At 43.7% G+C, this 311-nt stretch carries 1 protein-coding gene; it reads right to left on the bottom strand.

The features are described from left to right. On the bottom strand, positions 1-311 hold a 311-nt coding region (locus tag B7C60_RS18835), incomplete at both ends, for a FliG C-terminal domain-containing protein (RefSeq protein WP_281251694.1).

A 311-nucleotide genomic window follows, 5' to 3' on the forward strand; every position in this document is an offset into this window, starting at 1 on the left:
AATCATCTTTCATCAATTCAGCAGCGCGTTTTGACATGTTCTTGAAAATTTTCTCGCGTAGGGCTTCATCCGCACCTTTAAGAGCTTTTTGTAGCACATCTTGTGGAACATCACGGAGCAATTTCTGAATCCCTTGATCATCAACTTCAACCAAGTTTTCAAACACAAACATAAGGTCTTCGATCTGAGTCGCGAGGTCTTCGTCTTGTTCACGCATCTGATCCATCAGCAGACCTTCAATATTATTATCAAGGTAGTTCATAATATCGGCTGCCGCCTTCAAGCCGCCAATTTTCGCCGCTTGTGCCCCT

Origin of the sequence: Vibrio fujianensis (genome assembly GCF_002749895.1) — a bacterium.
Taxonomy (GTDB): Bacteria; Pseudomonadota; Gammaproteobacteria; order Enterobacterales; family Vibrionaceae; genus Vibrio; species Vibrio fujianensis.